This is a genomic window from Streptomyces sp. XD-27 (assembly GCF_030553055.1).
Classification (GTDB): domain Bacteria; phylum Actinomycetota; class Actinomycetes; order Streptomycetales; family Streptomycetaceae; genus Streptomyces.
The window spans coordinates 2,997,159-3,019,967 of sequence record NZ_CP130713.1 but is presented as its reverse complement, the minus strand read 5'-3'; the positions used below and the strand labels follow the sequence as shown (position 1 = coordinate 3,019,967).

The following is a 22,809-nucleotide window of genomic DNA, read 5'->3' as shown; positions in this document are numbered from 1 at the left end:
GTGCATCCTCGCACCTGCCACTGACAGTTCGCCCGGCGACCACCGGTACATGATCTTGATTGGTCGGTCGGCTGGCCGAAATTGGACGCTTGAGACCGCGCCGTTTCCCCTTGTGCCAGCCCGCGGCCCGGATGGCCGCCGTTTCCCGAGCAACCATCTGTCCGGATCGCACGTCTTCCCATGAGTCCCCGCGGGGTCCGCCCGGCCACCACCCGGACAGCGGGCCGCCACGGGTGCCGTATACCGGCACTAGAGTGGGGCGACCGGCCGGATCCGGCCGGTCGGAAGCATCGGAATCAGCGACACCGCATCACAGCGAGACAGCAACACCGCATCGCAGCGACACCGCGATTACAGCGAGACAGCAACCCGCATCACACGGAATCACCCGACATGACCACGATCAGGGAGCGCATGACGTGCGGCCGGTAGGGAGCAAGTACCTCCTGGAGGAGCCGCTGGGGCGCGGCGCCACGGGAACCGTCTGGCGGGCCCGCCAGCGGGAGGCGGCGGGCGCCGAGGCCGCCGTGACCGGTCAGCCGGGCGAGACCGTCGCGATCAAGGTCCTCAAGGAGGAGCTCGCGAACGACGCCGAGATCGTCATGCGCTTCCTGCGCGAGCGCTCGGTGCTCCTCCGGCTCACCCACGCCAACATCGTCCGCACCCGCGACCTGGTCGTCGAGGGCGATCTCCTCGCCCTGGTCATGGACCTGGTCGACGGCCCGGACCTGCACAAATACCTGCGCGACAACGGGCCCTTCACGCCCGTCGCCGCCGCCCTGCTCACCGCGCAGATCGCCGACGCGCTCGCCGCCAGCCACGCCGACGGCGTCGTGCACCGCGACCTCAAGCCCGCCAACGTGCTGGTCGCGGGCACCGGCGAGGGCGAGCAGATGCACCCGATGCTCACCGACTTCGGCATCGCGCGCCTCGCCGACTCCCCGGGGCTGACCCGGACCCACGAGTTCGTCGGTACCCCGGCCTACGTGGCGCCGGAGTCCGCCGAGGGCCGGCCGCAGACCTCCGCCGTCGACATCTACGGCGCGGGCATCCTGCTGTACGAGCTGGTCACCGGGCGTCCGCCGTTCGCGGGCAGCACCGCCCTCGAAGTCCTGCACCGGCACCTCAGCGAGGAGCCGCGCCGCCCCACCACCGTGCCCGAGCCGCTGTGGACGGTCATCGAGCGCTGCCTGCGCAAGCGGCCCGAGGAGCGGCCGAGCGCCGAGAACCTGGCCCGTGCGCTGCGCGTGGTCGCCGAGGGCATCGGCGTGCACGCCTCGGCCGCGCAGGCCGAGGCCGCGCTCGGCGTCGGCGCGCTGCTCGCGCCGGACCCGTCGCCCGCCGTGGTGCCGGACGCCGGTCCGGCGGGCGCCGCGGACCCGACCCAGGTGCTGCCGTCGAACGCCCCCTCGTACGACCCCGCCGCGGCGACCAGCGTGCTGCCGCAGACGGGCGGGCCGGGCGGTGGGCCCGATGGTGGGCCGGGCGCCGACCCGACGCGCGTCATGCCGCCCGTACCGCCGGGCCCCGGCTCGGGCTCGGGCTCCGGCGACGACGATCCGCACCCCTGGCAGAACCAGATGCGCGCGGCCCGGGACCGCAACGACCAGACCCAGGTCCAGTACCTCGACCCGAGCGAGGACCCGCTGCGCCGCCGGCCGCAGCGGCGCCAGCAGCAGCCGCAGCCCCAGCCGTACCAGCAGCAGCCGCCGCAGCGCCCGCAGCAGCGGCGCCAGCAGCCGCCGCCGTACCAGCCGTACCCGCCGCAGCAGCAGTACCAGCCGCAGCCGCCGCCGTACCAGCAGCAGCGCCCCGCTCCGGCCCCGGCGCCCGCGCCGTACGCGCCGCCGCCCCAGCACCACCAGCCGTACGCGCCCCCGCAGCAGCCGCAGGCGCCGCAGCAGCCCGCACCGCGCCGCGAGCCGCGCCGGCGCGGCGCCAACCCGATGCGCATCCCGGGCCTGGGCTGCCTCAAGGGCTGCCTGTTCATCCTGGTGCTGATGATCGTCGGTCTCTTCCTGGTCTGGGAGCTGACTCCGGTCAAGGACTGGGTCGCGGACGGCAAGAACCTCTGGGACACGGCCACCGACGTGCTCTCCCGCGTGGAGGACCTGCTCTCCAAGGCCGGCGGCTGACTCGGTCGGCGGCTGACTCTCCGGGACCGGCGGCTGACGGCCCAGGTGTCGTAGCCACCGACTTTGGGGATTTATCGACATCCGAAGGGTGTTTTCCACCCCAGAAGGGGACAGTTGTCACCGGCCGGGGCCCTCACAGGGCCTCGGCCGCGTAGTTTTGCCTCCGACGTGGCCCCTGTCGGAGGAGTCGAAGCAGTCTTGTCACGGAAGATCGGCAGCCGGTACACCGCCAACCAGGTCCTGGGCCGCGGCAGCGCCGGCACGGTGTGGCTGGGCGACGGACCCGAGGGCCCGGTCGCCATCAAGCTTCTGCGCGAGGACCTCGCCTCCGACCAGGAGCTCGTCGGTCGGTTCGTCCAGGAGCGCGCCGCGCTGCTCGGCCTCGACCACCCGAACGTCGTCGGCGTGCGCGATCTGGTCGTCGACGGCAACGACCTCGCGCTGGTCATGGACCTGGTGCGGGGCACCGACCTGCGCTCCCGGCTCGACCGCGAGCGCCGCCTCGCCCCCGAGGCCGCCGTCGCCATCGCCGCGGACGTCGCCGACGCGCTGGCCGCGGCCCACTCCGCCGGGATCGTGCACCGCGACGTCAAGCCGGAGAACGTCCTGCTGGACATGCAGGGACCGCTCGGCCCCGGCGGCTCCCATCCGGCCCTCCTCACCGACTTCGGCATCGCGCGCCTCGTCGACTCGCCCAACCGGGCCCTGCCGCCACCGCCGGCGGGCAGGCAGCACACCGCCCGGGTGATCGGCACCCCCGACTACCTCGCCCCCGAGATCATCGAGGGCCTGCCGCCGCGCGCCAGCGTGGACGTCTATGCCCTGGCCACGGTGCTGTACGAGCTGCTGGCGGGCTTCACCCCGTTCGGCGGCGGCCACCCCGGCGCGGTGCTGCGGCGGCACGTCACCGAGACCGTCGCCCCGCTCCCCGGCATCCCCGACGAGCTGTGGCAGCTCCTGCTCCAGTGCCTGGCCAAGGCCCCCGCCTCCCGGCTGCGCGCCTCCGAGCTGGCGGCGCGGCTGCGCGAGCTGCAGCCCGGCCTGCGGGGCATCCCGCCGCTGGACATCGACGAACCGGAGGACGAGGCTCCGGACGCGTCCCCGGCCCCTCGCGGCGGCCCGTACGACGGCTCGTACGACCCCGGCGCGGGCGGTGCGACCGGTGCGGCGCGGCCCGGCGGCGCCCTGGGGACACCCACCGGACCGAGCCCGGGGGAGCGGCGGCGCGGCGCGGTGCCCCTGGTCCCGGGCGCGGTCTCGGACTCCAACCGCGACACGCACACCAGCATGCGGGTACCCGGCCCGGACGAGCTGGCGGGCGGCGCGCACGGCACGGCCCGCGCACCGCGCGCCGCCGGGCAGCGCCGGGCGGGCTCGGCCCGCAACCGGCAGGTGTCCGACGCGGTGCGCCGCCGCCGGGTCCGGCTCGGGCTCGCGGCCGCGCTGATCGCCGTCGCGGGCATCGGCGGCTGGCTGGCGCTCGGCGACGACGGCGGGTCGGACGGCCCCAAGGGCGGAACGGAACACTCCGCGCCGGCCGAACCGGGCCGCTGACCGCACCCGAAAGAGCTCGGCCGACTGGGCGGGACAAGATCACCCCGTCAGCCGTTACGCTGGGGGCGTGGCAGTCGTCGATGTATCCGAAGAGCTGAAGTCCCTCTCCTCCACCATGGGGTCGATCGAGGCGGTCCTCGATCTGGACAAGATGAGGGCCGACATCGCCGTGCTCGAGGAGCAGGCGGCGGCCCCGTCCCTGTGGGACGACCCGGACAACGCGCAGAAGATCACCAGCAAGCTCTCCTACCTCCAGGGGCACCTGCGCCGGACCGAGGAGCTGCGCGGCCGGATCGACGACGTCGAGGTGCTCTTCGAGCTCGCCGAGGCCGAGGGCGACGAGGACACGCGCGCCGAGGCCCTCGCCGAGCTGGACTCGGTGCGCAAGGCCGTCGACGAGATGGAGGTGCGCACCCTCCTGTCCGGCGAGTACGACGCGCGTGAGGCCCTGGTCAACATCCGCGCGGAGGCCGGTGGCGTCGACGCCGCCGACTTCGCCGAGCAGCTCCAGCGCATGTACCTGCGCTGGGCCGAGCGGCACGGGTACAAGACCGAGGTGTACGAGACCTCGTACGCGGAAGAGGCCGGCATCAAGTCGACCACCTTCGCCGTCCAGTCCCCGTACGCGTACGGCACGCTCTCGGTGGAGCAGGGCACGCACCGGCTGGTGCGCATCTCGCCGTTCGACAACCAGGGCCGCCGTCAGACGTCCTTCGCGGGTGTCGAGGTGCTGCCCGTGGTGGAGCAGACCGACCACATCGAGATCGACGAGTCCGAGCTGCGGGTGGACGTGTACCGCTCCTCCGGCCCGGGCGGTCAGGGCGTCAACACCACCGACTCCGCGGTGCGGCTGACCCACATCCCGACCGGCATCGTGGTCTCCTGCCAGAACGAGCGGTCGCAGATCCAGAACAAGGCCACCGCCATGAACGTCCTCCAGGCCAAGCTCCTTGAGCGCCGCCGCCAGGAGGAGCAGGCCAAGATGGACGCGCTCAAGGGCGACGGCGGCAACTCCTGGGGCAACCAGATGCGTTCGTACGTCCTGCACCCGTACCAGATGGTCAAGGACCTGCGCACCGAGTTCGAGGTCGGCAACCCGCAGGCCGTGCTGGACGGCGAGATCGACGGCTTCCTGGAAGCGGGCATCCGCTGGCGCAAGCAGCAGGAGAAGTAGGCCTGTTCGCGGGCTCGTCCGCGAGCCCGCCCGACACCTCCCCAAACCTGCTGACCACCTGTTTCGTCACAGTCGCGTACCCGTAGAGCCGTCAAGAGCCCGTATAACGGGCATTCCGTGCGCAATGCCCTTGACGGGCCTCGGGGAACGGGGAAAGCTGACGCGCGGCATGCGTATGACTGGGGCGCGTGTGATGGGGGGCAGGCGGGCCGCGCTTCGACGTCGGCGCCGCAACTCGGTACCCCCCTCGAATCCGTTGCCCCGGACGCTGCTCCATGGACGAGAACAGCTACTGGGGGTAGCAGGCAGATGACCAACAAGACGCGGCTGCGCGTCGTGCGGATCGTGGCCGGTGCGGTGATCGCGGCCGGTGCGTCGCTCACCGCCGCCGGCGCGGCCTCGGCCGTCGGCATCGATGTCAACGTCGGCGGTGTCGGCGTCAAGGCCAACGCGGACGAGAGCGGTGTCGAGGTCGGGCTGAAGGCGCCGGTCGACGACCCGACGACGATCCCGACGGACCCGCCCACGGACCCGACGGACCCGCCGACCATTCCGACGGACCCGCCGACGATCCCGACGGACCCGCCGACCATTCCGACGGACCCGCCGACGGTTCCCACGGACCCGCCGACCGTCCCGACGGACCCGCCGACGGTTCCGACGGACCCGCCGACCGTTCCCACGGACCCGCCGACGGACCCGACGGACCCGCCGACCGACAAGCCGACGGACCCGCCCACGGGCAAGCCGACGGACCCGCCGACCGGCACGCCGACCACCCCGCCGGACAACGGCGGTAACGGTGGTGGCACCGGCGGTGACAACGGTGGCGACGACAACACCGACACCGACAGCATCGGCAGCAAGCCGGTGCAGCAGGGCAAGGCCAAGGAAGAGGTGGCCCACACCGGCGACGGCGAGCTGGCCGAGACCGGTGCCTCCGGCACCACGTTCCTGCTGGTCGGCGCCGCGACGATGATCGCGGGCGGCATCGGCTTCCGCCTCATGCCGCGGCTGATCAACCGCAACACCGTCGCCTGATCCACCGGCGACAGGCAGTGACAAGGGCCCGGAGCGCTACGGCGCTCCGGGCCCTTGACGTATGCGCGGGGCCGTATACGTCACGCCAGGCGGGACAACGGCGTGCGTCACGGCGACACGCATCACGACGGCATGCGGACGCGACGATCGTGCGGGCAATATTCGTTACGGACGGTATCCGTTACGGGCAGTTCAGATGATCTGGTGGGCGAACAGCGCCACCGCGACCAGGGCCAACAGCAGCACGGCCAGCGTCGCCGGGGTCACGCCCGCGAACAGCCCCTCGTGCTGCAGCCGCTCCCTGCTGGCCCGGCAGACCGGGCAGCGGCCCTCGCTGACGGGGCTCGCGCAGTTGGCGCAGACGAGCCTGTCATACGTCATGCGCACTCCTCCTCCCGCGCGGCGCTGCCGCTGGATCGACACGGTGTCAACGCCTTGGGGCCGGGGATGGTTCCCCCTTCGGGGGCGGTTCCCCCCATCTACTGTGCCAGCTTCCGACCGGTTCGGCGCGCCCCGTACGATTCCGCGCCCGGACCGTACCGGGGCTGTAGCATCCTCAGGCCGGTCAGCAGGCGTTTTCTCCCCGGTTGTCCTCGGTTTGTCCGCGATGCGCCGTGAATAAACGCACCAACCGGGAGTGACGACTGCGCGCCCGCACGCGGTTCGCGTATGGTCACGCTCACCGACGGGAGCCGCGCCAGTGGCAGCCCGTACCCCTACCCAGGTCGACCGTGGTGCTTTAAGTGATCCGATTCGACAACGTTTCCAAGTCCTACCCCAAGCAGAACCACCCCGCCCTGAGGGATGTCTCGCTCGAGATCGAGAAGGGCGAGTTCGTCTTCCTGGTGGGGTCCTCGGGGTCGGGCAAATCCACCTTCCTGCGACTGATCCTCCGCGAGGAACGCGCCAGTCACGGCGCGGTCCATGTGCTGGGCAAGGACCTCGCGCGGCTCTCCAACTGGAAGGTGCCGCAGATGCGCCGCCAGTTGGGGACGGTGTTCCAGGACTTCCGGCTGCTCCCCAACAAGACGGTGGGGGAGAACGTGGCCTTCGCCCTGGAAGTGATCGGCAAGCCGCGCGGCGCCATCCGCAAGACCGTTCCCGAGGTGCTGGAACTCGTGGGGCTCGGCGGCAAGGAAGCCCGCATGCCCGGCGAGCTCTCCGGCGGTGAGCAGCAGCGGGTCGCCATCGCGCGGGCGTTCGTCAACCGCCCGATGCTGCTGATCGCGGACGAGCCGACGGGCAACCTCGACCCGCAGACGTCCGTCGGGATCATGAAGCTGCTGGACCGGATCAACCGGACCGGGACCACGGTGGTCATGGCCACCCACGACCAGCAGATCGTGGACCAGATGCGCAAGCGCGTGATCGAACTTGAGAAGGGCCGTCTCGTCCGCGACCAGTCCCGCGGCGTCTACGGCTACCAGCACTGAAAGGACGCCATGCGCGCCCAGTTCGTCCTGTCGGAGATCGGCGTCGGTCTCCGCCGCAATCTCACGATGACCTTCGCGGTGATCGTCTCCGTCGCCCTCTCGCTCGCCCTGTTCGGCGGGTCGCTGCTGATGCGCGAGCAGGTCAGCACGATGAAGGGCTACTGGTACGACAAGGTCAACGTCTCGATCTTCCTGTGCAACAAGAACGACAAGGAGACCTCGCCCAACTGTGAGAAGGGCGCGGCCACCGAGGAGCAGAAGAAGGAGATCCGCGCCGAACTGGACAAGATGAAGATCGTCGAGTCCGTCCAGTTCGAGACCAGCGAAGAGGCGTACAAGCACTACAAGGAGCAGTTTGGCGACTCCCCGCTGGCCAGCTCCCTCACCCCGGACCAGATGCAGGAGTCGTACCGGGTCAAGCTCAAGGACCCCGAACGGTTCCGGGTCATCTCCAGCGCGTTCGCCGCACGTCCGGGTGTCCAGGAGGTCACGGACCAGCGGGCCACCCTGGAGAACCTGTTCAATCTGCTCAACGGCATGAACTACGCCGCGCTCGGGGTGATGGCGCTGATGCTCGTCGTCGCACTGATGCTGATCGTCAACACCGTGCGCGTGTCGGCGTTCAGCCGCCGCAGGGAGACCGGGATCATGCGGCTGGTCGGCGCCTCCAGCTTCTACATCCAGATGCCGTTCATCATGGAGGCCGCCATCGCGGGCCTGATGGGCGCGGCCTTCGCCTGCGTACTCCTGGTCAGCGGGCAGAAGTTCCTGGTCGAGGGATGGCTGGCGGAGCGCATAGACGTCATCAACTTCATCGGCTGGGACGCGGTGCTCGCCAAGTTGCCGCTGGTCCTGGCGATCGGCCTGTTGATGCCGGCGCTCGCGGCGTTCTTCGCGCTCCGCAAGTACCTCAAGGTGTGAGTTTCGCCCCGGGCGCCGTGCGGTCAACACCCGTTGCGGCGCCCGGTGGTGGCCTAGACTCACCGCCATGTCGGGCCCGTGTCTGTTCGTCCCACCCCCTGCCTCCGGCGGCGGGCCCCCTCGCCGTACCCGCCGCGCGGCAGCCCTGACACTGGTCTTCGCGAGCGTGCTGGCGACCGGCGCCGCCGCCGGGTCGTGGGGCGACACCCCCTCCGGAGGCCGCCACCAGACCGCGAGCCGGATCCCGTCCCGCCCGGTGGCCGCGGCGGCCGACGCGGACGCGGTCGAGGCCGCGGCCGTGGCCGCCGAGCAGGACGGCAAGTCGGCCTCCGCCGCCGCCCGGGACGTGGTCAGCCGCAGCGGAGACCGCTGGGGCGCGGTCTACAGCGCCAGTGAGTACGAGGGCTTCCGGCGGCACCTGGACGGCGCGTACGTGGGCGTGGGCGTGGCCGCCCGGCGCGCGTCCGGCGGCCGGATCGCGGTGGACCGCGTACAGCCCGGCAGCCCCGCCGCCCGGGCCGGACTCCGGCCCGGCGACCGGATCCGTACCGTCGACGGCGCCTCGGCCACCGGCCGCCCCGTCACCGAGGTCGTCTCCTGGCTGCGCGGCGGGCGCGACGGCATCCCGGGCTCGCCGGTGGTGCTGGGGTTGCAGCGCGGCGAGCGGCGCTGGAGCCAGACGCTGCGCCGAGCGCGGCTGGCGACCGAGCCGGTGACCGTCGACCGGCTCACCGACCGGGAGCCCGACACCACCCGGGTCAGGGTCGAGTCCTTCACCAGGGGCACGGGCGAGCGGGTCCGCGCGGCGGTACGCCGGGCCCCCGCGGGCGACGGCATCCTGCTCGACCTGCGCGGCAACTCCGGCGGGCTGGTCACCGAGGCCGTCACCGCCGCCTCCGCCTTCCTCGACGGCGGCCTGGTGGCCACCTACGACGACCGGGGCGAGCAGCGCGTCCTGGAGGCGGCGCCCGGCGGCGACACCAGGACCCCGGTGGTGGTGCTCGTCGACAGCGGCACCATGAGCGCCGCCGAGCTGCTGACCGGCGCGCTCCAGGACCGCGGCCGCGCGGTCGTCGTCGGCTCCCGCACCTTCGGCAAGGGCTCGGTGCAGATGCCCAGCGAGCTGCCGGACGGTTCCGTCGCCGAGCTGACCGTGGGCCACTACAAGACCCCGTCCGGGCGGGGCGTGGACGGCACCGGCATCGTCCCGGACCTGCGCGTCGACGGCGCGGACGGCGGCAAGGCGGAGGACCGGGCCCGTACGGTATTAAGTGGCCTCGGAGGCGGGTCCTAGTGCGACAATGGCCCCGTTATGGCTAAGGAAACGGGTCGCAAACTCATCGCGCAGAACAAGAAGGCGCGGCACGACTATCACATTCTGGACACGTACGAGTGCGGACTGGTGCTCACCGGCACCGAGGTGAAGTCGCTGCGCCAGGGTCGCGCGTCGCTGGTCGACGGCTTCGTGCAGATCGACGGCCATGAGGCCTGGCTGCACAACGTGCACGTCCCCGAGTACAGCCAGGGGACCTGGACGAACCACTCCGCACGGCGGAAGCGGAAGCTCCTGCTGCACCGTGCGGAGATCGACAAGCTGGAGCAGAAGACGCAGGAGACCGGGCACACCATCGTGCCGCTGTCGCTGTACTTCAAGGACGGCCGGGCGAAGGCCGAGATCGCGCTCGCCAAGGGCAAGAAGGAGTACGACAAGCGGCAGACGCTGCGGGAGAAGCAGGACCGGCGCGAGGCGGACCGGGCGATCTCTGCGGCGCGGCGCAGGCAGCGGGCCTGACGCTGCACGGGACGGGCGGGCGGCACGCTCAGCCCGACCGGCGGTTCGCCCGACCGGCGGGAATAAGCTGGCCTGCTCCGGCGTTGATCCCGTACGATGACTCCTGCACCCCGAGCGGGTGTGGAGCACCTTTTGAAAAATCAACATGGGGATGATCGGTTTCGACAGCGGCTGTCGAAGCAGGGGAAGCGTGTCGAGGAAGCGGCAATGATCTCGTAAACCATATGTCGCAACCAATAATCGCCAACACCAAGCGCGATTCCTTCGCCCTCGCTGCCTAAGTAGCGACTTGCGAAGTGTCAGCCCGGGGCTGTTCCCGACCCGGATCCTGGCATCAGCTAGGGGACTAAACTTCTAGACCCGGTCACGGGGCCTGGAAGGAAATCAAACAGTGACTGAGCCCGTCGGAGACTTGTCCGCGTGATCTCCGGGGCCGAGAAAATCGCAGCGGACTGCACACGGAGAAGCCCTGGTTCTGCACCGTTGGACGCGGGTTCGATTCCCGCCATCTCCACCATTCCGGGGGCCTGCCCCCGGATGTCATCCCATGTGAGGCGAAGGCCCCGCTGTCAGACGACAGCGGGGCCTTCGTCGTGTGACTGAAGGTCGTGTGGCTGAAGGGGGAAGCGATGGGCTGGACGCGGGCATGGGCCGCCGCGGTGTGTGGTGGGGTGCTGGGCTGCGCGGTCACGGCGGGCCCGGCGGCAGCCGACGGGGCGGGCCCGGCCGATGCGGGGGACCCGTCGGTGTCCCTGATCCTCAACGGCGCCATGGACGCCCGCCCCGGGGAGATCGTCGATCTGCGGTTGGAGGGCATCAGCCCCGAGCGGGGGCAGGCGAAGGTGGTGGCCTCCTCGCCGGCCTTTGGCGACAAGGTCCACCTGGTGCACAAGAAGGACGTGGTCTCCGAGGGGACCGAGGGCGACGTCGTGGTGTCGTACTACGCGGCACAGGAGCCGCTCGCGATGACGGCCGGACCCGGCACGTATCCGGTCGTGGTCAAGGTCGGTGGCAGGGAGGTGGCCCGGGACGAGGTCAAGGTCGTCGCGTCGCAGCGGCCGGTTTTCGACGTGTCCGCGTTCCACGAGGAGGCCCGGCCGGGGGAGCGGATGTATCTGGAGTTCGACGACCTCTACCCGGGCGAGACCGGCACGGACTTCACCGTCCGGTCCAAGGCGTTCGCCGCGCCCGTCCGACTCACGCACGACGAGGAGCGCGACTGGTACAACCCTCGCCTGTTCACGGCGCGGCCGGACCTGCCGCCTGACGTACGGGACGGCACGTACGCGGTGACGCTCACCGGTCCCGGTGGGAAGCGGATCACCGAGCGCAAGCTGAAGGTCCGCGCGGCCCGGTCCGGCGACAGGGATTACGTGGGCGAGGTCGGGCCGCTCCGGTTCTTCGGGAGGAACGGGTCCCCGGACCGGCCCCGCGCCAAGGACTTCCGCGTCGCCTCCGGGGGTGTGGTGAACGTGCTCCTGCGCGACACCGCCCCGGACGTCGGCGAGGAACACCGGCTCACGGCGACCTCCCCGGCGTTCGAGTCCCCCGCGAGGCTGAGGCTCGACGACAGCAAGGCGGCCGACGGCGATGACCACAGGCGCTTCTACGGGCCGGCGAGGGTGCGCCGAGGGCTGGAGCCGGGGACGTATCCGGTCACCGTCGTCAGCCACCACGGGCGGGTGAAGAAGACCGCTGAGATCGTCGTCACCAAGGGCGCTGCACGGGACGAGGAAGGCGGGGACGAGAGCGGCTGGCCGACCGGCATGTGGATGGCCGCGCGCATCGGCGCCGTGGTCCTGGTCGCCGGTGCCGTGTTCCTGATGCGCAAGCGCAGGCGGTCGTCGGGCGACTGACGTTCCGAGGCGGTCGTCGGGCGACTGACGTTCCGTCGGAGCAGGCGAGGAGGGTCCGTACGGGGCAGGCGCTGAGGCGAGGCGAAGGCTCCGTACGACAGCAGGCGCGGGTCGGCGAGCCGAGCGGACCGGCGGGTGCCGACAGGCGTCGCCCGCCGCTCGGTTCCGAAGTCGCCGCCCGCCCCCTGTCCTCCGCGCCCCTCCTGCGGGATCCTCACATGGCATGACGAGACGTGTGCGTAGTGTGAGGCGCGGGCCCGCCCGTGCCTGGATTCTGTCGCTGGTCCTCGGACTGGCCGCCGCCACCCTCAGCTGGAGCTCACCGGCCGGTGCGGACGCCTTCCGCCGGACCGGTGACGACCTCGAGAAGGCCATCGACGCCGTCCTCGCCGATCCCCGCCTGGCGGGCGGGGCGGCGAGCGTGGTGGTGGCCGACGCCGCCACCGGTGACACCCTCTACGAGCACCGGCCCGCCGACCGGCTGATGCCCGCGTCCAACACCAAGCTGCCGACCTCCGCCGCCGCCATGGAACTGCTCGGCCCCGGCTACCGCTTCACCACCGACGTTCTCACCGACGGGCGCCGCAGCGGCTCCGTCCTCACCGGTGACCTCTACCTGCGCGGCACCGGCGACCCGACCATGCTCGCCAAGGACTACGACCGGCTGGCCGCCGACCTCGCGCGGTCCGGCGTCAAGCGGATCACCGGGCGGCTGATCGCCGACGACACCCGGTTCGACAACCAGCGGCTCGGCCGCTCGTGGGCGGCCGACGACGAGTCCTCGTACTACTCCGCGCAGATCTCGCCGCTCACCGTCGCACCCGACACCGACTACGACGCGGGCACCGTGATCGTCGAGGCGGCTCCCGGCGCCCGCGCGGGTGCCAAGCCGAGGGTGAAGGTCACCCCCGCGAACGGCTACGTACGGATCGACAACCGGGCCACCACCCTGGCCGAGGGCGGCCGCCGCACCCTGACCGTCGAGCGGGAGCACGGCCGCAACACGATCACCGTCACCGGCGGCATCCCGGTCGGCGGCGCCACCGCCAAGGAGTGGGTGAGCGTCTGGGAGCCCACCGGCTATGCCGCCGCCGTCTTCGCCGACGCGCTCGCCGACCACGGCGTACGGATCGAAGGACCGACCCGGCTCGGGCTGCCCACCCCGGCCGACGCCGAGCGGCTCGCCGCGCACCGCTCCATGCCCCTCAAGAAGCTCCTCGTCCCGTTCATGAAGCTGTCCAACAACAACCACGCCGAGGTGCTGACGAAGACCATCGGCTACAAGACGACGGGCAAGGGCACCTGGAGCGCGGGCCTCACCGCGATCGGCGGCTATCTCAAGCGGCTGGGCGTCGACCCCGGCACGCTGCGCCAGGTGGACGGTTCGGGGCTGTCGCGGATGAACACCGTCCCGGCGCGGGCGTTCGCCGAGCTGCTGCTGTCCGTACGGGACGAGCCGTGGTACGCCGACTGGTACGCGGCGCTGCCGGTGGCCTGCGACCCGGACCGGCTCACCGGCGGCACGCTGCGCGGCCGCATGTGCGGCACGGCGGCGGAGCGCAACGCGCGCGCCAAGACCGGCTCCCTGACCGGGGCGTCGGCGCTCTCCGGGTACGTGACCGACGCGGACGGGCGCGAGCTGGTGTACGCGATCGTCCTCAACAACCATCTCGCGGCGTCGGTCAAGAGCGTCGAGGACGCGATCGTGGTGACGCTGGCGTCGTGGGGCGAGGACGGTGGCGCTGACGGTAGGTCTGGCGGTACGGCCCCGGCCCGGCCACGCGGTGAGCGTGGCGCGGACCGGGCCGGGGCTCCCGGCACGGAGCCGGGCGCGGAATCGGGCGCGGAGTCGGGCGCGGAGGAACTGGAGTGCGCGTGGCGCAAGCCGGTGCTCTGCTGAGAGCCTGCTGAGCGCGGCCGGCGCCTGCTGAACGCGCTGAGCCGGCGAACGTGCCCGCTCAACGCGGCCGCCGCGCCCCCACCAGCGCCCCCGTGAGGGCGATGGCCAGGGCGAGTGCGGCGGCCGCGGCCGGGGCGGCGTACGCGGTGCCTGTCCCCAACTGTTCGACCGCCCAGCCGCCGGTCGCCGCCCCCGCCGAGATGCCGACGAGCAGACCGGTGTACACGGTGGTCATGCCCTCGTTCAACTGCCCGGTGGGTACCAGCCGCTGAACGAGCGTCATGCCCGTGATCATCGTGGGGGCGGTGGCCATGCCCGCGACGAACAGCAGCGCGGCCAGCGGGCCGAGCCCGTCCGCCGCGAGCAGCGGCAGCATCGCCACCGCCATCGCGGCGACCCCCGCCACGAACCGCCCCATCGCCGACCCGCGCACCGGCAGCGCGCCGAAGACCAGCCCGGCCACGCAGGACCCGCCGGCCTGGAGGGCCAGCACCGCGCCGCTCGCCGAGCCGTCCCCGTACGACTCCACGGTGGCGACCGTCGCGACCTCCATCGAGCCGAAGACCGCGCCGGTGGCCAGGAAGGTGGCCAGCACGACCCGTACCCCGCCGGCGCGCAGCGGGGAGGCCGCGCGCCCGGAGCCGTCCCGCGGGTGGGGCGGCGGCTCCGTGGCGCGCTGGGCGGCGAAGGCGAGCGTGCCCGCGGTCAGCAGCACCGCGCCCGTGAGCAGCCCGGCCTCGGGGAAGACGGCCGTGCACAGCACCATCGCCAGGGCGGGCCCGACCATGAAGCAGACCTCGTCGACGACCTGCTCGAAGGAGTTGGCCGTGTGCCGGAGGGCGGTGTCATCCCGGTGGATGACGGCCCAGCGGGCGCGGGTCATGGCCCCGATGCCCGGCACGCCCGAAGAACCGGCGGCGCACAGGAACAGCGCCCAGTCGGGCGCCCGGTAGTGCACGCACAGCAGCATCGCCGCCGCCCCCAGGACGAACACCCCGGCGGCGGGAACGGCCACCTTCGCCTGCCCGTACCGGTCGACCAGCCGCCCGAGCAGCGGCGAGCAGACGGCCGTCACCGCGACGCCGGTCGCGGAGACCGCCCCGGCGAGCGCGTACGAGTCGCGGCTCAGGGCGATCATCAACACTGTGCTGACACCGAGCATCGATCCCGGCAGCCGGGCGACGAGGGCGGCGAGGGTGAAGGAGAGCGCGCCGGGCGCGGCGAAGAGCTGCCGGTAGGGCCGCAGGAGCGACCGCCGGCGGACGGGGGCAGCGGGCCGCACAACAGGCGGAGCGGCGACAACAGGCCGGGAAGCAAGGAAAAGAATCATGGAACAACGGTCGTGCCGGGCCGACCCCCGGGTCCAACACCTGCTCAGCGCCGATTAACGCGCTGGCGTTGTCAACGCGGTGGGGTGAAGGATGGCGGGGTGCCCCAGGACATAGCCCCGCGCCTCCTCCGCGCGTTCACCGTGGTCGCCGAGGAGCTCCACTTCACCCGGGCCGCGGCCCGCCTCTTCGTGGCCCAGCAGGCCCTCAGCCGCGACATCCGCCGCCTGGAACGCGACCTGGGCGCGGACCTGTTCGTCCGCACCACCCGCCAGGTCACGCTCACGCCCGCGGGCGAACGCCTGCTGCCGCACGCCCGCCGGGTCCTGGCGGCCCACGACGACCTGACGGCGGCCTTCGTACGCGACGAGCGCCCGCTGCTGGTGGACGTCGGCGCGAAGGTGGGCACGGCGTACCGGATCCTCACCCGCACCCGCGAGACGGCTCCCGACCTGGAACTGGTGGCCCGCTTCCACAGCGGCCTGACCGGCGCGGCGGCCGAGATCCTCGCGGGCCGCCTGGACGTCTCCTTCGGCCGGGTGGCGGGCCTCGACCCGTCGGCCCTGTCCCGCCTGGACCACCGCCCGGTCCGCTACGAACCGATGACGGTCCTGCTCCCGGACGACCACCGCCTGGCGGCCCGCACGGAAATCCCTCTCGCCGCCCTGGCGGGCGAAACCCTCTACGCGGCCGCGGGCAACCCGCACACGGCGGAATGGACCGACCTCGCGACCCGCCTCTTCGCGGGCCGCGGCATCCACATCGCCGAGCCGTTCCCGGAGATCGACGGCGAGGAGGAGTTCATCCGCGTCGTCCGCAAACACCGCTGGTCGGTCCTGGCCAGCGTGGAGTTCATCGAACTCCCTGGCATGGTGCTCCGCCCCATCGTGGACCCGGTCCCGCTGTCGCCGATCTCGATGGTGTGGAGGAGGGGGTTGCGCCACCCGGCCCTGGAGGCACTTCACGCGACGGCGGGAAGGCTGGTGGCGTCGGAGCGGTGGCTGGATCGGCCGCGGGACTCCTGGCTCCCGGAGCCGGACCTGCGGCTCACTGGACCGGCCGTTGATTAAGCGCCCAGATGGGCCAGCAGGCCGTCTTCGCCAGGGTAGGGACGTTCCGGTGGCAGCCGGCGCGCGGCGGCGGCCAGGTCGCCCTCGCGGACCAGTGCGTGGATCTCGTGTGACAGGGGGGTCACATCGGTGACGGACACCATCCACTCGTCTGCGTAGCGTTGTGCGGCTTCGCCGGTGAGGCCGAGTTGCAGCGAGCGATACGGCAGCGGCCTCAGCCGCAGGTCGCGTTCGGGGTCCCATTGGACGCGGGCAGGAGCCTGCCTCAGCTGACGCTTCCATGCGGAGCGGTCGGTGTGCAGGCCGCGCTCATAGTGGGAGAGGCAGGCGTGTCGCAGCGCCCACTCGAAACCCCGGCGGGAGATTTCGACGGCGAGAACGGTCTCCTGACCCGCCTCGGTGGCCCAGCCGGAGCGGTACATCATCCACAGGAACGACGGCTTGATCCACGTCATCCGGTCGCGCTTCCAGATCGCGGGGAAGCGACCCTGCCGCGCCGCGGGCAGACCGATCTCCGGAGGGTACGCCTGATACACGGTGATCGTGGTGTCCGTGTACTGCGCGCGAATCCCGCGCTTCGGTTCTTCCATGGCCGACATCAGCTCTCTTCGGACAGGCTCTGCTGTTCCTGCCATGCCGATGCGTACTCCAGCGTGAAGGTCCGCACTTCGGAAGCGCCGGCCACATAAACGGCCCACCAGAGCTCTTCGCAGGGAATGTGCCCCTCACCCTTGGTGTCCACCCAGACGCGGACATGGCCGTCTTTGTCGGCTGTCACATCCCACCAGGACCAGGACCGCAGGTCGGGATCGAAGCAGTAAAGCCACTCCTCGGCGGTCCAGGGCCTTTCTCCGCGATTCCGCTCGTAGCTGGCTTTGCCCTCACTGCCGGCCCGATCGTCGTTTTCCGCGCTCGTTTCCCCTGTGCTGTGCGAGAGGAACCAGGCGGGAAGGCTGTCCGGTGAAACGTCGTCCTGGTCGAAGTCGGCAGACCGGGCAATGCTTACTGCCGCGAGGAGTAGTTCCCTGATACGTGCGGCATAGGTGAAACCGTTCGCGGCGGGAACAACGGTGAACACGCCCAGCAGCGGGACGGGCTGCCCTGAAGGGCGGTGCTTGAGACGCGAGAGCTCCGCGTCCAGGTGAGAGCGTTCCATGGGTTCTCGGCCTTGGCTAGAAGTCATCGACGATGCGGCCCGATCCGGGAATGATCGCGTCCATGAGCATCTGGTGGTAGTTCGTTCCGAACTTCTTGTTGTCCGGGAGGCCGAACAGGCCTGGGCCGTCGGACTGGTCGGGTGCGATCTTACGCGCTCTGTTCCAGTCTCGTTCACTCCCTTCCCAGCCGGGCGGCTTGCGCTGGGGAAGGGAGTCGGCGGCAATCTCGTCCACGAATGACTTGGGAACCTCGAAGGCGATCAGTTGATCGCCCTTGAAGGTGAGCGAATGAGAGATGTCTCCCGTCATATTGACATAGAGGGATCCGCTTCCGGTCAGGGTGACGTTCCCGTCTCCATCGACGTGAAGTCGCATGGTCTGCGGGTACGCCGTGTCCTGCTTCCGGTACACCGTCACGGTTTCGCACTCGGGAGCGAGGCCGAGTGAGTCGTACCAGATGTGGGGGTTGGAGACGTACGTCGCCGGGTTGCGAGCAGGCGCGAGCCCCAGCGGGTCCGCCGACAGGTAGCGGGCCGTCTCCGGGTCGTAGTAGCGCTGGACGTTGTAGTGCAGACCCGTTTCCGGATCGAAGTACTGGCCCGGGAAGCGCAGTGGTGTGTAGGCCGTGCTGCCTGCCGCCCACGTCGTCGTGCCCCACAGCGTGCTGCGGGTGCGCCAGGCGATGCCGCCCGTCTCGTCCACGAGCTCCGTCGGCGCACCGACCAGGTCGGTGACGATCGCGAAGAAGCGGGCGTCGACCTCCTGCCGCGTCGTGGCGTCGGTGATGCGTTCCGTTTGCGCCACGGGGCGGACGCCCGCGTGGTCCCACGTCAGCGTGACCGGGTTCGGGAGGCCGGGGGAGGTGGTGGTCTCCTCCACCAGGGTGGGGCCGTCCCAGGTGAAGGTGACCTCCTCGACGACCCTGTCGTCCGCGTCCAGGCGCTGCTTGGCGACGCGGCGGCCGAAGGGGTCGTACAGGTAGCGCCACCGGCTGCCGTCCGGGGTGGTGACCTGACGGAGGCGGTCCTCGGCGTCCCATGCGTAGTGCCAGGTGTCCGGCTTCTTCGACAGGCGGGTCTTCTGGCGGAGCACGAGGCGGCCCGCGGCGTCGTGTTCGTAGCGGTATGCGCCTGCGCGGGTGAGGCGGGTGGCCGTGTAGACGCGGGCGCCCGTCGCGTCCTGGGACGGGTGGGCGGCGGGCCAGGCGGCCTGGGTCTGGTTTCCCGCCTCGTCATAGGCGTATGTCTCACTCCAGCCCGCCGCGTGGACCGCCGTGACGCGGCCCGCCGTGTCCAGGCCGAAGGTACGTGGTCCGCTCAGCTGGTCGGCAAGGCCGGTGAGGTGGCCGTCCTCGCGGTAGGTGTAGGACCGGTGTTGGACGCTCGCGTCGTCCGCGCCCGTCAGCGTCTGCGCCGTGAGACGGCCCAACGGGTCCCAGGTGTTGGTCAGGGAGAGGGCGTCGCCGATGCCCCGGATCGTTTCGCGGCCCGCCGCGTCGTAGGCGGATGTGACTGTGTGGCCCGACGACGTCAGTGTCTTGCGGTTGCCCGCCGCGTCGTAGGCGTAGGTGCTGACCGCGCCTGTGGGGGTCACGCGCTGTGTACGGCGGCCCAGTGCGTCGTACGTGTGCCGGAGCTCGCGGCCTGCCACCGATTCGGACGTGATGCGGCCGAGACGGTCTCGCTGGTAGACCACCTCGGCGTCCGGGCTCGCGGCCGACAGCAGGCGTCCCGCGGCGTCGTACACGAAGGTGGTGACGCTGCCCTCGGCGTCCTTGCTGACCGTGCGCCCCGCGGCGTCGCGTTCGTACGTCACCGTCTGGCGGAGCGGGTTGGTGCGGGCCACGAGACGCCCCGCCGCGTCGTAGGCGTAGGTCACGTGACGGTCGTCGAAGTCCGTCTCGGACACGAGCTGGCCGGCGGCGTCGTAGGTGTAACGCCACCTCAGGCCCTGAGGGTTGGCCACCTCCGTCAGGCGTAGCGATGCGTCGTGGGCGAACTCGTAGCGCACGCCGTCCGGATCGGTGCGGGCCGTCATCAGGTCGAAGTGGGTGTATTCGAAGGTCGTGACGCCGCCGACCGCGTCCGTGTGGGCGATGCAGTTGCCCTCGCCGTCGTACGTCCACTGCTCCTGTGAGCCGTCCGGCGCCGTGCGGCTGGTCAGCTTGGCCTCCACCGACCAGGTCAGCCGCGTCGTCGCGCCCATCGGATCGGTGATCGCGACGGGGCGGCCGAACGCGTCGCGGTGATAGGTCGTCGTTCCGCCCAGTGGGTCGGTGATCTCGACGGGCAGGCCCGCCGTGTCGCAGCGGATGCGGGTGGTGGCGCCCAGTGCGTCGGTGACGGCTGTCAGGTGGCCGTTCTCGTCGTAGGTGTAGTGGGTGGTGTTGCCCGTCGGGTCCGTGACGGAGGTGCGGCGACCCACGTCGTCGTATGTCTGGTGCCAGGTGGCGCCGTCGGGACCGGTCAGGGTCACGGGGAGGCCGAGGTTGTTGTACTCGGCGGTGGAGTGGCTGCCGTCGGGGCTTGTGACCGCCGTGAGGTTTCCGGCCTGGTCGTACTCGTACCGCGCCAGGTGGCCGAGCGGGTCGGTGCGGGAGACCAGGCGGTCGTAGGGGTCCCATTCCTGGGTCGTGGTGTTGCCGAGGGGGTCGGTTTCGGCGGTGACCTGGAGGTGTTCGTTGAGGTGGAGGACGGTGGTGCCGGTGGAGTCGGTGTAGCGGGTGACCCGGTCGCCGGTCTCGGGGTGGGTGTCGTAGGTGAAGGTGGAGGAGAGGTAGCCGTCGGGGCCGACGGTGCGTACGACTCGGCCGTTGGTGTCGTAGACGTAGCGGAAGGTGGACTCGTTGCGGTCGGTCCAGGAGATGATGCGGCCGTCGGCGTCGTACGTGAAACGCATCGGGAGGCCGGAGGAGTTGGTGACCGCGTCGAGGTTGCCGTCCGCGTCGTAGCCGTAGGCCATGGCGGTGACCGTGCCATCGGGAGTGCACAGGGCCAGCTTGTGTACGCGGCCGTCTTCGGTGGTGAGCCGGACGGTGTAGCCGCCGTCGTGGACGACGGCGGTGGGGAGCCGTCGCCTCGGCGAGCGAACTCGACGCGGTTGTTGTTGCGGTCGTGGAGCTCGGTCAGCCAGTACGCGGCCGACTCGCGGTAGGGACTCCCGGTGAAGGAGCGGGTGACCCCGGTGTCCGGGTCGGTGATCTGGTAGGTGGTCTCCGGACCGTCGTGACCGCCGTGGACGAGGGGGAGGCGGGGGCCTTCCAGGGGAGGACTGTTTCGCCGCCGGGTCGTGGCAGGTGCGGGTAGGTCAGGAGTGATCCGTCTTCGCGTGCCCAGACCGCGCCCACGCCCATGGGGTCGAGTTCGAGGCGCTCGTCCAGGGTGGAGGCCCAGCTGCGACCGAACCACTGCCCAAAGCGGTACTCGGACAGGTGGGTGCGCCGCAGGACGAGCGGGAGCGCCCCGGGGAGGGTCAGGTCGGTCTGCTGCAGAGTCATCTCGCCGGTGGCGACGTCCACCGGGTCGTTCTTGCACGTCTTTTTGTTCAGAGAGATCCCGTTGCGGCGCGGGTCGGACTTCGCATCCCGCAGCGAGTCCGGCTTGACGTGCTGCTTCCCGCCCTTCGAACCACCACTGTTGGACGGCTTACCCCCGCCCCCGCCCTTACCCCCGGCAGGGGCATCACCCACGTCCGGCTTCTTGACGCCTTTGAAGTCGTCGCGGACTTTCTCGTTGTGCCGCTTGTGGCCGCCGCCGGCCTTGACCAGACCGTCGCCGACGTCGGTCAGGTGCGTCTTCAGCTTGCCGTGGGCGCCGCCGAGCGACTTCATCGCCTTCTCGACGGCCGTCTCGATGGTCTGCGCCAGGTCACCCCTGCCCTTGGTGCGGCCGAAGTGGTTGCGGCTGAGGGAGAGGTGGTGGCCGCCCTTCTCGTGCAGGTGCGTGGAGTGGTCGTGGACCCGTGAAGCGAACGTGTTGTGCTCGTGCTCGTCAAAGGCGAGATCACCGGGGCCCCGCCCGGGCCGACGCTGGCCAGCACCAGGCCCCCGCCTCCGTCGACGCTGGCCAGTTGCAGTCCGTCCTTGCCGGCCTTGGCGGTCTGGTCGAGGTCGACGCCGTCCCGGATCCCCAACTCGTCTTCGACCACCTGGACGATCAGGTCGGTCGCCATGTTCTCCAGGGCCAAGAAGACCGGGCCGGTCACGACGGCCATGATCTCCTGGACGGCGTACTCGGCGGCCTCCTTCAGCAGCCGTTTCACGACGGTGCGGGTGACGGCCACCCCGCCCAGGGCCGCGAGTTCGGAGAGCCCGAGGGTGAAGATCGCCGTCGCCTGGGCGGTGGCGATCTCAGCGGCGAGAATCCCCAACTGAATGATCGCCGCGTCCTTGGCCCACGCCACAAGCGTCGCGGCCGAGTCCAGCCCGCCGGCCAACAGCCGCGAGCCTTCCGCCAGGTTGTGCAGATGCTTCCCGTTGAGCTTGCTCACATGGGTGTTGATGGCGTCGGCCGTCTCACCACGGTTGGTCGAGATGAGCCGGTTCAGCGCCGTCTGCGTGTCACCACGACCGGTGTCGATCTCGGTGGCGAAATCGCGGAGTGAGGTGGCCATGTCGCGGTAGTCCTGCTCATCGACGTTCGGCCAGCTCACGCCGATCAAGTTGAGCACCATGCTCAATTCATCGGGCAGAACGACGCCCATCCCCACTCCCCCGTGAATCGGCGAAAAACAACGGATCAGCGATCATGGACGCACGAGCCGACCGTCCGGTTCCCGCCACCCCGTCGAGATCGTCCAGACGATACGGCAAGCGTCATCCCAGGGGCGCTGCCGGATACCGCCGCCTGCACCGTTGACCCAGCTCAGCGGGCTGGCGGACCGACGTCCGGCACTCCCTGGACAACGCCGGGCAGCGCCGGCGGCGGGGAGATCACGATGCGTCCGGTAGACGAGTCCCAGCCATCGGCGCCCAAGCTGCCGCTCGTTCGGCTGACCGGCGCGGGTCTTGCCATGCGTGGCTGCGTGCCGATCTGCGCTCGTGTTGCGGGTGTGCCGGGTGATGTCGCCTGCCTCTTCGACCAGTTCGGTCGGGGGCCCAGCAGGTCAGTGACGATCGGGAAGAAGCGGGCGTCGATCTCGCCCTGTGTGGTGGCGCCGGCCGAACGGGTCGTACAGGTAGCGCCACCGGGTGCCCGTGTAGGCGCGATCGCCCGCCGCGCCTTGGGGCGGATGGCCGGTGGGCCGGGTCGCCTGGGTCTGGTTGCCCGCTTCGTCGTAGGCGTAGGTCTCGTTCCAGCCCCGCGCACGAACCGCCGTGACCCTGCCCGCATTGTCCAGGTCGAAGGTGCGGGGGCCGGTCTGGTGGTCGGCCAGGCCGGTCAGGCGACCGTCTTCGCGGTGGGTGTACGTGTAGTGGGTGATGAGGGTGTCCGGTGTGCCGCCCAGCCA

Annotated in this window: 19 protein-coding genes and 1 other RNA gene; 12 read left to right on the top strand and 8 right to left on the bottom strand. The window is 71.0% G+C overall.

What is annotated here, in order from left to right:
- Window positions 1-419 precede the first annotated feature (419 nt).
- The 4 genes from Q3Y56_RS12725 to Q3Y56_RS12710 all read left to right on the top strand — a co-directional run bounded on the left by Q3Y56_RS12725 (window position 420) and on the right by Q3Y56_RS12710 (window position 5,904).
- Window positions 420-2,135 carry a serine/threonine-protein kinase gene (locus Q3Y56_RS12725; protein WP_304462051.1) on the top strand — a complete coding sequence of 572 codons (1,716 nt, stop codon included), beginning with the start codon at window positions 420-422 and terminating at the stop codon, window positions 2,133-2,135.
- A gap of 198 nt (window positions 2,136-2,333) precedes the next feature.
- Window positions 2,334-3,689, top strand: a complete 1,356-nt coding sequence (locus Q3Y56_RS12720; RefSeq protein WP_304462050.1) for a serine/threonine-protein kinase — start codon at window positions 2,334-2,336, stop codon at window positions 3,687-3,689.
- Window positions 3,690-3,756: 67 nt separating this feature from the next.
- Window positions 3,757-4,863, top strand: coding sequence for a peptide chain release factor 2 (gene prfB, locus Q3Y56_RS12715; RefSeq protein ID WP_304462049.1), 1,107 nt, complete (start codon window positions 3,757-3,759; stop codon window positions 4,861-4,863).
- Between the two features lie 309 nt (window positions 4,864-5,172).
- On the top strand, window positions 5,173-5,904 hold the full coding sequence (locus Q3Y56_RS12710; protein ID WP_304462048.1) for a hypothetical protein: 732 nt from the start codon (window positions 5,173-5,175) through the stop codon (window positions 5,902-5,904).
- A gap of 192 nt (window positions 5,905-6,096) precedes the next feature.
- Here the strand turns inward: Q3Y56_RS12710 and Q3Y56_RS12705 are convergent, their stop codons facing one another.
- Entirely contained in the window at window positions 6,097-6,285 is a 189-nt protein-coding gene (locus Q3Y56_RS12705; protein ID WP_304462047.1) for a hypothetical protein, read from the bottom strand.
- A 362-nt stretch (window positions 6,286-6,647) separates the two neighbouring features.
- On the opposite strand from Q3Y56_RS12705, the gene ftsE reads away from it, so the two are divergent.
- The 7 genes from ftsE (at window position 6,648) to dacB (ending at window position 13,806) form a co-directional block, all read left to right on the top strand.
- A complete protein-coding gene (gene ftsE / locus Q3Y56_RS12700) occupies window positions 6,648-7,337 on the top strand; it encodes a cell division ATP-binding protein FtsE (protein ID WP_304462046.1) in 690 nt (229 codons plus the stop codon).
- A 9-nt stretch (window positions 7,338-7,346) separates the two neighbouring features.
- Window positions 7,347-8,258, top strand: coding sequence for a permease-like cell division protein FtsX (gene ftsX / locus Q3Y56_RS12695; RefSeq protein ID WP_304462045.1), 912 nt, complete (start codon window positions 7,347-7,349; stop codon window positions 8,256-8,258).
- Between the two features lie 67 nt (window positions 8,259-8,325).
- Window positions 8,326-9,552: a S41 family peptidase gene (locus tag Q3Y56_RS12690; RefSeq protein ID WP_304462044.1), complete on the top strand. Its 1,227-nt coding sequence runs from the start codon at window positions 8,326-8,328 to the stop codon at window positions 9,550-9,552.
- A gap of 18 nt (window positions 9,553-9,570) precedes the next feature.
- Entirely contained in the window at window positions 9,571-10,050 is a 480-nt protein-coding gene (gene smpB / locus Q3Y56_RS12685) for an SsrA-binding protein SmpB (protein WP_304462043.1), read from the top strand.
- 147 nt (window positions 10,051-10,197) lie between these two features.
- Window positions 10,198-10,567: a transfer-messenger RNA gene (gene ssrA, locus Q3Y56_RS12680) on the top strand.
- Window positions 10,568-10,679: 112 nt separating this feature from the next.
- Entirely contained in the window at window positions 10,680-11,906 is a 1,227-nt protein-coding gene (locus Q3Y56_RS12675) for a hypothetical protein (protein WP_304462042.1), read from the top strand.
- 223 nt (window positions 11,907-12,129) lie between these two features.
- On the top strand, window positions 12,130-13,806 hold the full coding sequence (gene dacB, locus Q3Y56_RS12670; protein ID WP_304462041.1) for a D-alanyl-D-alanine carboxypeptidase/D-alanyl-D-alanine-endopeptidase: 1,677 nt from the start codon (window positions 12,130-12,132) through the stop codon (window positions 13,804-13,806).
- A gap of 58 nt (window positions 13,807-13,864) precedes the next feature.
- Here dacB and Q3Y56_RS12665 read toward each other — a convergent pair whose 3' ends face one another.
- Window positions 13,865-15,136, bottom strand: a complete 1,272-nt coding sequence (locus tag Q3Y56_RS12665; protein WP_304462040.1) for an MFS transporter — start codon at window positions 15,134-15,136, stop codon at window positions 13,865-13,867.
- 99 nt (window positions 15,137-15,235) lie between these two features.
- Between Q3Y56_RS12665 and Q3Y56_RS12660 the strand changes: the two genes are divergently transcribed.
- Window positions 15,236-16,204, top strand: coding sequence for a LysR family transcriptional regulator (locus tag Q3Y56_RS12660; protein WP_304462039.1), 969 nt, complete (start codon window positions 15,236-15,238; stop codon window positions 16,202-16,204).
- On the opposite strand, the gene Q3Y56_RS12655 is transcribed toward Q3Y56_RS12660, so the two are convergent.
- The 6 genes from Q3Y56_RS12655 to Q3Y56_RS12635 form a co-directional block, all read right to left on the bottom strand.
- Window positions 16,201-16,794 carry a DUF4291 domain-containing protein gene (locus Q3Y56_RS12655; protein WP_304465578.1) on the bottom strand — a complete coding sequence of 198 codons (594 nt, stop codon included), beginning with the start codon at window positions 16,792-16,794 and terminating at the stop codon, window positions 16,201-16,203. The two genes, Q3Y56_RS12660 and Q3Y56_RS12655, sit on opposite strands and share 4 nt — an antisense overlap.
- A gap of 8 nt (window positions 16,795-16,802) precedes the next feature.
- Window positions 16,803-17,360 (bottom strand): hypothetical protein, encoded by a 558-nt coding sequence (locus Q3Y56_RS12650; protein WP_304462038.1) that lies wholly within the window; start codon window positions 17,358-17,360, stop codon window positions 16,803-16,805.
- A gap of 16 nt (window positions 17,361-17,376) precedes the next feature.
- On the bottom strand, window positions 17,377-20,322 hold the full coding sequence (locus tag Q3Y56_RS12645; protein WP_369696741.1) for an RHS repeat-associated core domain-containing protein: 2,946 nt from the start codon (window positions 20,320-20,322) through the stop codon (window positions 17,377-17,379).
- Between the two features lie 163 nt (window positions 20,323-20,485).
- The gene (locus tag Q3Y56_RS33500) at window positions 20,486-21,190 is read right to left on the bottom strand and encodes a DUF6531 domain-containing protein (RefSeq protein WP_369696740.1); all 705 of its coding nucleotides are present in this window, start codon (window positions 21,188-21,190) and stop codon (window positions 20,486-20,488) included.
- Complete coding sequence (locus tag Q3Y56_RS12640; RefSeq protein ID WP_304462037.1) at window positions 21,187-22,062, bottom strand: hypothetical protein; 876 nt, start codon at window positions 22,060-22,062, stop codon at window positions 21,187-21,189. Before Q3Y56_RS12640 ends, Q3Y56_RS33500 begins: the two co-directional genes overlap by 4 nt.
- A gap of 402 nt (window positions 22,063-22,464) precedes the next feature.
- Window positions 22,465-22,698, bottom strand: coding sequence for a hypothetical protein (locus Q3Y56_RS12635; protein WP_304465577.1), 234 nt, complete (start codon window positions 22,696-22,698; stop codon window positions 22,465-22,467).
- Window positions 22,699-22,809 lie beyond the last annotated feature (111 nt).

Coding starts and splice junctions, on each gene's coding strand:
- ftsX (WP_304462045.1), top strand. CDS start 7,347: ATGCGCGCCCAGTTCGTCCTGTCGGAGATCGGCGTCGGTCTCCGCCGC.
- Q3Y56_RS12655 (WP_304465578.1), bottom strand. CDS start 16,794: ATGGAAGAACCGAAGCGCGGGATTCGCGCGCAGTACACGGACACCACG.
- Q3Y56_RS12650 (WP_304462038.1), bottom strand. CDS start 17,360: ATGGAACGCTCTCACCTGGACGCGGAGCTCTCGCGTCTCAAGCACCGC.
- Q3Y56_RS12705 (WP_304462047.1), bottom strand. CDS start 6,285: ATGACGTATGACAGGCTCGTCTGCGCCAACTGCGCGAGCCCCGTCAGC.
- Q3Y56_RS12640 (WP_304462037.1), bottom strand. CDS start 22,062: ATGGGCGTCGTTCTGCCCGATGAATTGAGCATGGTGCTCAACTTGATC.
- dacB (WP_304462041.1), top strand. CDS start 12,130: ATGACGAGACGTGTGCGTAGTGTGAGGCGCGGGCCCGCCCGTGCCTGG.
- smpB (WP_304462043.1), top strand. CDS start 9,571: ATGGCTAAGGAAACGGGTCGCAAACTCATCGCGCAGAACAAGAAGGCG.
- Q3Y56_RS12710 (WP_304462048.1), top strand. CDS start 5,173: ATGACCAACAAGACGCGGCTGCGCGTCGTGCGGATCGTGGCCGGTGCG.
- Q3Y56_RS12675 (WP_304462042.1), top strand. CDS start 10,680: ATGGGCTGGACGCGGGCATGGGCCGCCGCGGTGTGTGGTGGGGTGCTG.
- Q3Y56_RS12665 (WP_304462040.1), bottom strand. CDS start 15,136: ATGATTCTTTTCCTTGCTTCCCGGCCTGTTGTCGCCGCTCCGCCTGTT.
- Q3Y56_RS12690 (WP_304462044.1), top strand. CDS start 8,326: ATGTCGGGCCCGTGTCTGTTCGTCCCACCCCCTGCCTCCGGCGGCGGG.
- Q3Y56_RS33500 (WP_369696740.1), bottom strand. CDS start 21,190: ATGAAGTCGCTCGGCGGCGCCCACGGCAAGCTGAAGACGCACCTGACC.
- Q3Y56_RS12645 (WP_369696741.1), bottom strand. CDS start 20,322: ATGGCCTACGGCTACGACGCGGACGGCAACCTCGACGCGGTCACCAAC.